Source organism: Morganella sp. TYF_1 (assembly GCF_043105645.1).
GTDB lineage: Bacteria > Pseudomonadota > Gammaproteobacteria > Enterobacterales > Enterobacteriaceae > Morganella > Morganella morganii_B.
Genome location: NZ_JBICLU010000018.1, coordinates 34,057 through 46,887, shown reverse-complemented (window position 1 = coordinate 46,887; position 12,831 = coordinate 34,057). Strand labels below are relative to the sequence as shown.

Annotated in this window: 9 protein-coding genes; 8 read left to right on the top strand and 1 reads right to left on the bottom strand. The window is 48.7% G+C overall.

The genetic code is table 11. The features are described from left to right. Positions 1-63 precede the first annotated feature (63 nt). Positions 64-618, bottom strand: a complete 555-nt coding sequence (locus ACF8OF_RS09520) for a fimbrial protein (protein WP_262861677.1) — start codon at positions 616-618, stop codon at positions 64-66. 789 nt (positions 619-1,407) lie between these two features. Between ACF8OF_RS09520 and ACF8OF_RS09515 the strand changes: the two genes are divergently transcribed. From ACF8OF_RS09515 to ACF8OF_RS09480, 8 genes are all read left to right on the top strand, one after another. Next, positions 1,408-2,379 carry an SPFH domain-containing protein gene (locus ACF8OF_RS09515; protein ID WP_274371631.1) on the top strand — a complete coding sequence of 324 codons (972 nt, stop codon included), beginning with the start codon at positions 1,408-1,410 and terminating at the stop codon, positions 2,377-2,379. Between the two features lie 284 nt (positions 2,380-2,663). After that, complete coding sequence (locus ACF8OF_RS09510; protein WP_262860522.1) at positions 2,664-2,939, top strand: hypothetical protein; 276 nt, start codon at positions 2,664-2,666, stop codon at positions 2,937-2,939. A 245-nt stretch (positions 2,940-3,184) separates the two neighbouring features. Then, positions 3,185-4,471, top strand: coding sequence for an HlyD family secretion protein (locus ACF8OF_RS09505; protein WP_392496429.1), 1,287 nt, complete (start codon positions 3,185-3,187; stop codon positions 4,469-4,471). A gap of 34 nt (positions 4,472-4,505) precedes the next feature. Further along, the gene (locus ACF8OF_RS09500) at positions 4,506-6,620 is read left to right on the top strand and encodes a peptidase domain-containing ABC transporter (protein ID WP_392496428.1); all 2,115 of its coding nucleotides are present in this window, start codon (positions 4,506-4,508) and stop codon (positions 6,618-6,620) included. A gap of 273 nt (positions 6,621-6,893) precedes the next feature. After that, positions 6,894-7,355 (top strand): hypothetical protein, encoded by a 462-nt coding sequence (locus ACF8OF_RS09495; protein WP_392496427.1) that lies wholly within the window; start codon positions 6,894-6,896, stop codon positions 7,353-7,355. Between the two features lie 487 nt (positions 7,356-7,842). Beyond that, positions 7,843-9,417 carry a TolC family protein gene (locus tag ACF8OF_RS09490; protein ID WP_392496426.1) on the top strand — a complete coding sequence of 525 codons (1,575 nt, stop codon included), beginning with the start codon at positions 7,843-7,845 and terminating at the stop codon, positions 9,415-9,417. Further along, complete coding sequence (locus tag ACF8OF_RS09485; RefSeq protein WP_392496425.1) at positions 9,414-11,564, top strand: type I secretion system permease/ATPase; 2,151 nt, start codon at positions 9,414-9,416, stop codon at positions 11,562-11,564. The genes ACF8OF_RS09490 and ACF8OF_RS09485 overlap by 4 nt, the downstream gene beginning before the upstream one ends. A 49-nt stretch (positions 11,565-11,613) precedes the next feature. Further along, the gene (locus ACF8OF_RS09480; protein ID WP_392496614.1) at positions 11,614-12,789 is read left to right on the top strand and encodes an HlyD family type I secretion periplasmic adaptor subunit; all 1,176 of its coding nucleotides are present in this window, start codon (positions 11,614-11,616) and stop codon (positions 12,787-12,789) included. Positions 12,790-12,831: the final 42 nt, after the last annotated feature.

Genomic DNA, 12,831 nt, shown 5'->3' with positions numbered 1-12,831 from the left:
CGGCACGTATCTGACGGCGGATAACGTGCCGTTTATTATTTTATTTATACCGGCAGGAATTTATTATTTATAGGTAATGGCGTATTGTGCGCTGGCGATAACGCTGCCTGCGGTTACTGCGCTTTTTTCAGCATAGTAACGGGCAACAAAATTAACAGGCGCAACAGAACCATCAGAAGCAATATTAATTTTTTGTGATGACTTAATTAAGTCACCCGGCGTGAATTCAAGATTCACAGCGTTATTGTCCACTAACTGAATTGAAACACCATCAGCATCACCGGTATTACCCAGGTTTTTGGCGGTGGTTACGGAGTTACCGACAAATGCGATACTCAGTGTTTTTTCCATATTCTGTTCAGTGGTTGCAGTACATCCGCTGATATTGATCGTAAATTCAGTGTCGCCGGTAGTCGTACCGACGGTATTTTTAAAATCTTTTACAGGGACTGTCGGTAATAATACAACCGGACTTTTATCTGTACCGTTAATATCGAGTGAGCATGTCTGATTCGCGACTTCACCGATAAAACGAACGGTATTATTTGCCTCACTGTGTGCTGTAAACGCAGTAACAGCACATGAGGCAGCAATAAATGCAGCAAGTGTTTTTTTCATGATTAATTCCTGTTTATTTATCTGGTCGTTTTCATAAAAACAGAGATCTTATTTTAAGATAATAAAATATCCGCCCGGGAAAGTGGCATGTATTTATTATTAAATAAAATAATGGTCAGATGAAAGCGGATATAAAAGCAATAAGTTTTACCGGAATATTATTTATAAATAATTCCGCTTTTATAATCAGAAATGGCATCATTTCTGACGTGTTATTACCTGTTGAAAATACCGCTGTAGTATAGTAAGTAATTGTACAACTAACAAGAGTATAAAATCCGAGTAGTTGGTGGGCTTCAGGAATGTGTCCTTTTTTTATTTTTTGTGAAAATGATAAAAATCAACAGGTTGATTTAAAATTATAGAAGTGTAAAAATTTGATCTGCAGATGGTAACGATATTTTATGCTGCAATCTTGCTTGTTATTTTCATTATACGGTATTATATAATGAATAATAATCATATTCATATTTGAAAATAAAATGACATTAAATGGATGAATTTATTACAGGGTTGTACAAAATTATGTTACAAGGCATGATTGTTGTGTTGGTTGCTGTTTATTATATTCTTATATATTTCAATTAGTTGTGGTTTTTCTTTAAAGATGGAATTTACAGTTATCTGATCGTACCGGCTATTTTGTACAGACGGTGTTTTCCCGGCCGGAGCTGCATTTGCTCATTTCTGTATTTTATGAATAATAGCGGGGCAAAAAAGTATGACTGATACACAAAATAGTATTTATAAAAATGACATTAACTAAGAATTATCTTATAGGGAAGAGATATGCAAATGATGAAGGCCGCAAATCCGGTCAAACTGAAGTCAGTGATCAAATTGATGATCGCTGCCGTTATTCTTCTGGTTGCAGGGGTGGCTACCTTTAATTCATATACCATTGTTCAGGATGGTTCGGTAAAGGTCGGGACCTTTTTAGGTAAGGTTAACCCGGTCGCCTATGATGCCGGGCTGCATTTCCCGATTAATCCGTTTATGACATTTGATACTTATTCGACAAAAGATATCCGGGTATCACTGAAAGAGTTACGTGTACCGTCACAGGATAAACTGAAATCCATCGTGGATATTACCGTGATGCTCCAGTTTGATGGTGCTAAAGCCCCGATCCTCCGTATTAACGGTGGTACAGAAAGTGAAGCACTGGATAAATATGTCCGCCAGAAACTGATTTCCACGATTCTGGAGTTCGGGAAAGATGTTGCCAACGCCCAGGATCTGTATACCGCTGACACTCAGCGGAAATTACAGGACTCTATCCGTGATGCTATTCAGGGTTACGCCTCACCTTACGGTTATACGATCAAAGAGATTATGATCCAGGATATTACGCTGCCGGAAGTGGTCCAGGAGCAGGTGGTGAATACCAAGATGCGTCAGGAGCAGATAAACCAGGCAAAAGCGGAAGCTGAGAAAGAGCGTGAGCTGGCACAGAAAAAAGTGGTTATCGCACAGGCCGAACGTGAATCAGCAGAACAGCAGGCGCTTGCCCGTGAACGTAATGCTCAGGCCAGCTCTTATGCCATGCGTCAGGAAGCCGATGCCCGTTTATATGCGGCTCAGAAAGAATCTGAAGCTAACGCCGCATTACAGAAGACAATCACCCGTGAGATGATTAACTGGAAACAGCTTGAAATAGAACAAATCAAAGCAGGAAAATACAAAGGTGAAGTACCTAACATTGTTGTTGGTGCCGATTATGACGGAAAAATGATCATGGATATGCGCTCTCAGCAGTAAAAAGGTAAGGAAAGTTAAATCCGTTCGTTATAACTGTATGCAGCACTCTTATGCATGACAAGCGGACAATCAGCAGGGCGATATTATTTATAATATCGCCCTGCTTTTTTTATGATATCTTATTTCAAATACCTGAGTATTAAATATTGATTTATCTTATCATTAAAATAATCAGTAGGATCTCGGATGAATAATAGATGGTATTTAAAATAATCACTTTATTTGTTATTTTTAAATTCATTTTATTATTCAGATAAAATAACTGATTATTAAAAGGACGGGTAATGAAAGAATTAAATTTTGCTGAAATGGAACAGGTTTCCGGTGCCGGATGTGTTCAGGACACTATTACCGATCTCGGAAAAAAACTCGGCGATTGGGGTTTTGAGCTGCTCGGCCCATATCTGACAGTGGATTTACCCGTGATCGGTAAAGTCAGCCTCAAAGATGCATACCCGGGACTGGGCAGGGATGTTGGCGAAAAAGTGGGTTCAGTTGTCGGCAGTTTTATTGAAGATAAATTAGGCGGTATTGTGGATCTCGGCGGTATTTGTAAATAATTATCACCGTGGCGTCTGTATTTTACTCTGCTGATCTCAGTGCGGGACTGTCAATTTAATATCAGATAATTTAAATCTGTTATTATTTATGGTCGTTCACTTATCTGCCGGGTTAATGAATACAGTAACCCGCAGTCAATATCATTTTTTGAGGGAATTCATTATTTTATGAATTCCCGTTTTTTTATCGTTTCCCTGATACTGACGGCCTTTTATTCACCGGATAACCGCAGGCAGGGTCTATTGTGTTCCGCAAAGCCGCACTCGATAACCGAAAAATGAAGTGGCGGGGTAAGGCTTTATTATTACCCGGTATCCCGCTGTGGCTGATAGTAATATGCAGTTTTCTGTTTTTAGTGGTTTTTCTGACCTTTATTTTATACGGCAGTTATACGCGGCGGGTCAGTGTGACCGGGGAAATTACCACCAATCCCCGGGCTGTCACTGTATCCGCCGGGGTACAGGGATTTATTATCCGGCAATATGTGAATGAGGGGCAGATTATCCGCAAAGGAGACCCGGTTTACCGCATTGATACCAGCAGGGCCACAGCCAGTGGTGTGGTCAGTGAAAATCAGCACCGTGAAATTGAAAATCAGTTACAGCATATCCGAGATATGGCTGCCCGCCTCAGAGAGAACAAATATACGACACTGGCTTCGCTCGAAAAACAAAAAGCCCTTTATGCACAGGCGCAGTTACGGTCTGCCGGGATTATTGAACGGGCGCAGGAAGGGGTCCGCATAATGAAACGGAATATGGATAATTATCATCAATACCGGGAAAGAGGGCTGATAAATCAGGATCAATGGCTGAATCAGGCTGCGCTTTATTATTCCCAGCAAAACAGCCTGCTGGGATTAAGCGGACAGAATGAACAGAATATTCTGCAGGTTACGTCTCTGGAAAGTCAGATTCTGACCCAGGCGGCGGAATTTGATAACCGGATTTATCAGCTGGAATTACAGCAGTCCGAATTGATGAAAGAGCAGGTAAATAACGATGCGGGCGGCGAAATTATTGTCCGCGCCCTGACAGACGGCCGGGTGGATTCCCTCGGCGTGACCGTCGGTCAGATGATCAACCCGGGCGATACTCTGTTGCAGATCCTGCCGGAAAATGTCAGCCAGTACTGGCTGGTACTCTGGGTACCCAATGATGCGCTGCCTTATCTGAATGTCGGGGATGCGGTGAATATCCGTTATGAGGCCTTCCCGGCAGAAAAATTCGGCCAGTTTGCCGCCACCATTCAGGTGATTTCCAAAACCCCCGCCTCGGCACAGGAAATGATGACCTATGCCGGCGCGCCGAAAGTCAGTCAGATGCCGCAATCCATCCCCTATTACAAAGTCATTGTACGCCCGGAAAAACAGATGATCGCCTATGACGGCCGCGAGCTCAGTCTGCAAAACGGCATGAAAGCGAATACCACTCTGTTTCTGGAAAAACGCAAAATCTATCAGTGGATGGTATCGCCGTTCTATGACATGAAACAGAGTGCCTCCGGGCCAACAGGAGCAGACACACCATGACAGAACGGACGCTGTTATCTGACCGGGAGGCTGCATGCGCCGTTTATCCCTGAAAAACCTGCTGGAAAAACTCGATCTCCGTCTGCGTCAGCGCATTCCGGTGATCCACCAGACCGAGTCCTCTGAGTGCGGCCTCGCCAGTCTGGCCATGATTTCCGCCCATTACGGCAAAAGTATCGATCTGATTTCCCTGCGTCAGACCTTCAATCTCTCGGCGCGGGGTGCGACACTGGCCGGACTGACCGGCATGGCAGCCGAACTGGGGATGACCACCCGCGCTCTGTCACTGGATATGGATGACCTGCCGAATCTGCGCCTGCCGTGTATTTTGCACTGGGATTTCAATCACTTTCTGGTGCTGGTGAAAATCAGCGGCAACAAATTTATCCTGCACGACCCGGCGTATGGTCGCCGGGTGGTCGGTATTGAGGAGATGTCGCGCAATTTTACCGGCGTGGCGCTGGAAGCCTGGCCGGGCAGTACGTTCACAAAGCAGGAGGTGGTGAAAAAACTCAGTCTGCGTAAGCTGATCGGCAATATTCACGGACTGAAAAAAGCGCTGCTGAAAATCTTCGCCTTCTCCGTGGTGATTGAGGCCATCGGCCTGATTATGCCGGTCGGCACACAACTGGTGATGGATCACGCCATTCCTGCCGGGGATCAGGGGCTGTTGTCCCTGATTTGTGTCGGGTTACTGTTCTTTATCCTGCTGAAAGCGGCGGTCAGTATGTGCCGCGCCTGGGCCAGTGTGATTATGGAAACGCTGATCAACGTCCAGTGGCAGTCCGGGCTGTTTACCCACCTGCTGCGGCTGCCGCTCAGCTATTTTGAGCGGCGCAAACTCGGGGATATTCAGTCCCGTTTCAGCTCGCTGGATATCCTGCGCACCACCTTTACCACCAGCGTGGTCGGGGCGATCATGGACGGTATCATGCTGATTGGCGTGTTTATCATGATGATCCTCTACGGCGGCCATCTCACCTGGATTGTGCTCGGGTTTACCGCGGTATATATCGGGCTGCGGCTGGCAACCTACCGTTATTACCGTCAGCTGTCGGAAGAATCGCTGATCAAAGAGGCGCGCGCCGGGTCGTACTTTATGGAATCCCTCTACGGCATCACCACGGTGAAAACCCAGGGCATGAGCGAGCGCCGGGGGAATCACTGGCTGAATCTGAAAGTCGATTCTATCAACACCGGTATCCGCCTGACCAAAATGAATCTGATGTTCGGCGGGGTGAATACCTTTATCATGGCCTGTGATCAGATAGCGATTCTGTGGATCGGCGCGGGTCTGGTGATCGACAATGCCATGACCCTCGGGATGTTTGTCGCGTTCAGCGCCTACCGCGAGCAGTTTTCTGACCGCGCGGCGTCCATCATTGAATTCCTGCTGCAACTGCGCATCATGAGCCTGCACAACGAGCGTATTTCCGATATCGCCCTCAACGAGCAGGAGAATAAAAAGCCGGATGTGCCGTACGAGCCGCAGATGCAGGCTGCCGGGCTGGAGACCCGCAACCTGGCGTACAGCTATGACAGTCAGTCCGCGCCGATCTTCCGCGATATTAATCTGTCGGTCGCTCCCGGCGAAAGTGTGGCAATAACAGGGTCGTCCGGCTCGGGAAAAACCACGCTGATGAAAGTGCTGTGCGGCCTGTTTGAGCCGTCAGACGGCAAAGTATTTATTGATAACATTGATATCCGCCAGCTTGGCGTGAATAACTACCATAAAATGATCGCCTGCGTGATGCAGGACGACAAACTGTTTTCCGGCTCGATCCGCGAAAATATCTGCGGGTTCACCGAAAATCCCGACGAACAACTAATGATCGCCTGTGCGCAGGCCAGTTATATTCATGACGTGATTATATCGATGCCGATGGGCTATGAAACACTGATAGGCGAGCTGGGCGAAGGGCTGTCCGGCGGACAAAAACAGCGGATATTTATCGCCCGCGCGCTGTACCGCAAACCGCGTATCCTGTTTATGGACGAGGCCACCAGCGCGCTGGATAAAGAGAGCGAATCTTACGTCAATCAGGCGATCCGTCAGTTGCCGATCACGCGGATTATTATTGCGCACCGCGAATCGACGATTGAGTCAGCGGACAGGATTATTTTTCTCGGCGGGAAACACAATGAATAAAATCATGTGAATATAACTGAAAATCATTATCTCCGGATATGTATTTTATATTACTGTTAATATTACAACTCTTACGGTATTTTCTGAATTTTAGGCCGATTAGACGAAATCTGTTGTATTTATCCTGTCCGGTTATGGTAAGGATAGGCACCGTTTCACGGAAGAAATAAAACAGGGATGTGAATACTTATGAACAAAACAAACAGCATAATACGGAGCTGTGTGCTTTTATTATCATTGTCAGCCGTCAGCTTTTTTTCATCAGCAGAAAAAATGCTTAAATCCGTACCGAAGCCTGTCAATACGACGGTGTCACCACTGCCTGGTGTAAGTGGTGATATTCTCAGTACAGCAGAGACCGAATGGGTTGATTCCGGTATCCGCGATCAGAAAAATGAATTCAGTCTTTTTTTCACCCGGGAAAATCCGAAAATGGACAGCACACTGAATATCACCTTTTCATTTATGATTCAGACTACGGGTGATAAGAAAATTGAGATGTTGGATAACGGAAAACCTAACGGTATGTTTTTCAACCGTGTGGTAGATACCTGGTCACTCGACTGTCTGAACTTCTCCGGTCACCAGCTTTCCAAAGTCTATCTGATGAATGATCGCATTATATACAGCCGGAAACTGGATACCCGTAATATGAATATCGGTGAGCTTGAAAAGCTGTCTGCGTTCCCGAATACAGACGTTTATAACGCTGCAAAACATTACTGCGGGCGGTAATACGTTTATTGTGACATGATGATCCGCTCAGACGGATAATTATATGGTGGATAATAAAATATAAATATTATTCATCGTATAGTGATGTTTTCGTTGTGATAATCTGTTTGCATTATTGTTATTTAAAATAATATATTATGATTTTTATTTACGGGCGCTGATGTATTAAAGGTAATAAACTTATTGCCATATATTTTTTTGCCTGCCGATTGTTATTCAGATTATTTGACCTGACGTTAACATTTAATGTTATGACTATCACCGAAAAATCCCTGTAACTTTTTGATAAGCTAGCGCTGTTCAGCAGTTATCCCGGAACAGATTCTTTTTTCTCTGCTTATTCCGCTCAATGCCACAGATGCGCTGAGCTTCCGGGCCATTCATCAGTCTGACGGCTGTTTTTATCATGCAGCCCGGATGGTGGTAATTATCATAATTCCGGCCGGAAATACCCTGCACCGGTATCAGTCAGCATAAGGTCTGAGCAGTGAAAGTAAATTGGTTTATACGCAATCTTTCTGTGGCCGCCATCATGACCGGTATTTATATACATCAGGTTCCTGCGGCGGTTTCCCTGGGTGCATTTGGTTATAAAGCGGCAATGGACGCTGAACAGGAACCCGAACTGACCGGGGACAGCGGAGAGGACGTCAGACCGGCGGCCGGAAAAGAGGTCATAACCTCTGCACCCGTACCCTCTGTGGCACCGCTGGTGCCGCTGACCGGCGACCCGGTGGCTTCTGAAACAGAAATCATCCGCCAGCGTTCTATTCAGAATAACCTGCCGAAGTCACAACCGGCGGCAACCGGTGCGGTAACAGCGGCGGCAGGGAAAAATAATCCTCCCGGCGGCCTGACATTACAGGATGCGGTGATCAAATCCCTGGACTGGGATGCCGGGCTCTCCGGGCTGGTAAACCAGTACCGCGCTCAGCTGGAAGCCGTGTATCAGAAAGAAACCGAATATTACCCGCAACCGGGACTTGGTGTTTCCCGCACTCTGAATAACAGTGATAAAGGCTATGTCACCACTGCCAGTGTCAGCCAGTTGCTCTATTCATTCGGCCGGGTGTCATCACAGATAGATTCCCTTACGGCCCGCAGTGATCAGTCACTGCTGCGTGTTTTTGTCAATGCCGATGAAGTGGCAGAAAAAACCGCGATGTTGTATCTCGATATCAAACGTTACCAGGACTATATCGTGCTGGCGGAAGAGCAGCTGGTGTCGGTGCAGCATATTACCGATCTGGCCCGTGAGCGGACTGCCGCCGGTGCGGCTTCCCGTGCCGATCTGGTGCAGGCGGAAGCCCGCCTTGATACTGCGCGGCTGCAACTCAATACCCTGAAGCTCGAGCATGAAAACCAGATCCTGAATCTGAACCGGATGACCGGGATCTCTGTCGGTCAGCTCTCCCCGCAGCCGATAGATGCTGCACTGTACAGCCGGCAGTGCTATTCACAGGATATTGATTTTAATACTGTTCCGGTTGTGCTGGTGGCAAGGGCCGGTTTAACGATAGCGCAAAGTGACCGCGAGGCAGCCAAACGTGAGTCGATGCCGAGTATTGCATTACAGGGATCTTATCAGCAGCGGTTTGATGCAAAAGATACCGACCGTTACGGCCGGGAAGATCACAGCGTTGAACTGACGGTGAATGTGCCGCTGTCGAATTTTTACACCAGCGGATCCAAACAACGTATGGCCGGTTATCAGGAAAATGCGGCCAATGCGGACATTCAGCACACGCAGAACGTGGTTGAGAATAACCGGCGTAATCAGCAAATCCGCCTGAATGAACTGGAACAGCGCATGAAGCTGCTCGATTCCCGTAACCTCTCCCTGAAAGACGTGACTCGTCTTTATCAGGAGCAGTATGTGGCACTCGGTCAGCGCAGCATTATTGATCTGCTGAATGCGGATCAGGAATGGCATCAGTCCCGGCGTGATTATGCGGCGGCAAAATATGACTATCTGGCAACCAGTATCAGTTGCGCTTCTCAGTTAGGCCGTTTCCGCGAAAGTTTACAGTTATCCAATGAATCTCTTCGGAGTCTCCGGTGATCTCAGAACAAAAAAACGAACACAGTGAAAGCTGGCTGCAGGCGTTACTGCTTGCTGCCCGCCATTATCGTCTGCCGGTCTCGGAAGAGAATGTCAGAGTTAATTTTACCTACAGCAGCGGAACAGAACACCGGACTGAACTTCAGCGCCTGGCCCGCAATACCGGACTGACCCTGACGTGGGTGCCGCTGACGCGGGAGATGCTGAATCCCTGGTATTTGCCGTTTATTGTGGCTCTCCCTGACGGAAAAGCCATGTATGCGGAAAGCATCTCTGCGGACGGCCGTGTGCAGGTGATCCTGCCGGGGGACGGGCAGCATAAAAACCACGTGACGATGGATGACCTGCTGACGCTGACTCAGGGCGGTGACGTTATCCTGACGCGGCCGGAACGCAACGTGCCGGATGCGCGGGTGGATGACTACATCAAACCGTTTAAAAAGCGCTGGTTTTGGGACATCGTTCTGCGCGATCGCAAATATTTCACTTCGGTGCTGATCGCGGCACTGCTGGCTAACGTGCTGGCACTGAGTTCGATTCTGTTTTCAATGCAGGTTTATGACCGCGTTATTCCGGGAAAATCCATTCCGACCCTGCTGGTGCTGTTTATTGGTGTACTGATCGCGATGGGATTTGAGTTCACCATGCGGATTATGCGGGTACGGCTGATCGACCTTATCGGTAAGCGGGCGGATCTGAAAATCACCGATACCGTTTTCGGCCACGCGCTGCGTATCCGGATGAAAGAACGGATGCGCTCAACCGGTACCTTTGTGTCTCAGTTACGTGAGCTGGAAAACGTCCGGGAAACCATCACATCAACCACGGTCACTGCCGCATCTGATCTGCCGTTCTTTTTTCTGTTCCTTGTGATCTTATGGCTGATTGCCGGGCCGCTGGCACTGGTGCCGCTGGTGGCGCTGTTTGTCATGATCCTGCCGGGCCTGCTGTTACAACCGAAACTGGGCATTCTTGCCAATGAAGCAATGCGTGAAAGCACACTGCGTAATGCCTCATTAATTGAGGCCGTTCAGTGTGCGGAAGATATTAAATTCCACCGCGCAGAGCCGCGTTTTCAGCAGGAATGGAACTATCTGAACGAGAAAGTGGGAGATACCAACCTCAAAGTAAAATTTATCACGCAGGGACTGATGACCTGGAGCCAGACTATCCAGACCCTGGTGTTTGCGGTCACCGTACTGTGCGGGGCTTTTCTGGTGATGGACGGGGCGATTACCACCGGTGCGCTGCTGGGGGCATCGATTCTGAGTTCGCGGATGATGGCACCGATGGCGCAGATCTCCGGTCTTCTGGCGCGCTGGCAGTCCACGAAAGTCTCGCTGAAAAGCCTTAATGAACTGATGGAAAAACCGGTGGATGCGCAGTACGGCACCCGGCTCGTTCATAAGCCGTCACTGACCGGCCATTACGAATTTGAAAACGTGGCGATCACCTATGATTTACAAGCCAGCCCGGTACTGACTATCGGCTCGCTGACTATCCGTCCCGGCGAAAAAATTGCGATTCTCGGCCGTAACGGCTCCGGGAAATCCACGCTGCTTTATGCGCTGAGCGGCTTACTGGATCCGGTAGCCGGACAGATACGGCTGGACGGCATCAATCTGGCAGCGATAGATCCTTATGATGTCCGCCGGGATATCGGCTATCTCGGGGCAAACTCCCGCCTGCTGCACGGCACACTGCGCGATAACATGACACTGGGGGCACCGAAAGCGGACGATGCGCAGATTATCCGGGCATTGCAGATAGCCGGGGTGGCGGATCTGGTCAGCAGCAGCCCGCAGGGGCTGAGCCGGGTGCTGTGGGAAGGCGGGATCGGGTTATCCGGCGGCCAGCGCCAGGCGGTATTGCTGGCCCGGACTATCCTGACCAATCCGAATATCGTGCTGCTGGATGAACCGACATCCGCACTGGATGAAATCGCAGAGCAGAAACTGATCGCCGGGCTGAAAACCTGGTCTCAGGATAAAACCCTGATTGTCACCACTCACCGCACCAGTGTTCTGCAGCTGGCCGACCGGATTATCGTGATGAACAACGGACGGATCGCGCTGGACGGTGCCCGTGATGAGGTGCTTAAAAATCTGATGTCCGGCTCAGATGCACCGGCGAAGGCGGAGAACTGAGATGAAAAAAGTAAATCCTCAGGCCATAAAGCAGGAGCCGGAAACCAATCTGCGGGGCGTGCCGTTTTTCTACGGCGGCCGGCACGAACCAAGCCTGCCGCGTCTGGCACGGCTGACTGCGGTGATCCTCGGTTTCTTTATCATTCTGCTTATCTGGGCGGCACTGTCTGATGTCGATGAAATCACCAAAGGGCAGGGCAACATTATTCCGTCATCCCGTGAACAGGTGGTCCAGTCACTTGAGGGCGGGATCCTCGCCTCACTGGAAGTGCGTGAAGGGGCCATTGTTGAGAAAGGCCAGGCAATAGCGTATCTGGATGAAACCCGGTTCGAATCCTCACTGGATGAAAGCCGCAGCCGCTATAAGGCAAACCTTATCAAAGCAGCACGTCTGAAGGCGGAAGTCTCTTCCGGGGCGTTTGTCATTCCGGATGATGTGAAGCAGGATACCGAACTGGTGAATGCCGAACAGCGTCTGTATAAATCCCGTAAAGAACGCCTGGAGCAGTCTGTCAAAGGGGTTACGGATTCCCTCGGGCTTTACCGCCGTGAAGAAATGATATTGCAGCGCCTTGTAAAATCCGGTGCATCAAGTGAGGTGGAATTAATCCGCCTGAAACGGACGATTTCCGAACTGGAAAGTAAAAAGCAGGAACTGCGTAATGAATATGTGGTGAATGCCCGCGAACAACTGGCGGAAGTCAATAAAGAGCTGGAAGAGCTGGAATCTGTTATACGGGCACGGGATGATGCTTTGCAGCGCGCCAAAGTTGTGTCACCGGTTCGCGGAATTGTGAAAAATATCGAAGTGAATACCATCGGCGGGGTTATCGCGCCGGGCGGGAAAATCATGGATATTATTCCGCTGGATGATCAGCTGATTGTCGAGGCAAAAATATCCCCGCAGGATATTGCGCATATCCGCCTGAATGATCCGGCACTGGTCAAAATCACGGCCTATGATTATGCGATTTATGGCGGGCTGGACGGGGAAGTTATCCTGATTTCTCCGGATACGCTGCAGGATGAAATTCAGCGTGACCATGTCTATTACCGCGTGCTGATCCGTACCCGTCGTGATGTGCTGATAAATAAAGCCGGTAAAGAGTTTCAGATCTTCCCGGGGATGGTTGCGGAAGTGGATATTAAAACCGGCAGCAAATCGATTCTCCGTTATCTGGTCAAACCGCTGAACCGGGCCGGCGAAGCCCTGCGTGAGCGCTGATCCTGTCAGTCAGCCCCGTATATTCACACGGAGATATGCGGG

Excerpts from the sequence above, each read along its gene's own strand:
- ACF8OF_RS09520 (WP_262861677.1), bottom strand. The coding sequence starts at position 618 with ATGAAAAAAACACTTGCTGCATTTATTGCTGCCTCATGTGCTGTTACT.
- ACF8OF_RS09515 (WP_274371631.1), top strand. The coding sequence starts at position 1,408 with ATGCAAATGATGAAGGCCGCAAATCCGGTCAAACTGAAGTCAGTGATC.
- ACF8OF_RS09510 (WP_262860522.1), top strand. The coding sequence starts at position 2,664 with ATGAAAGAATTAAATTTTGCTGAAATGGAACAGGTTTCCGGTGCCGGA.
- ACF8OF_RS09500 (WP_392496428.1), top strand. The coding sequence starts at position 4,506 with ATGCGCCGTTTATCCCTGAAAAACCTGCTGGAAAAACTCGATCTCCGT.
- ACF8OF_RS09495 (WP_392496427.1), top strand. The coding sequence starts at position 6,894 with ATGCTTAAATCCGTACCGAAGCCTGTCAATACGACGGTGTCACCACTG.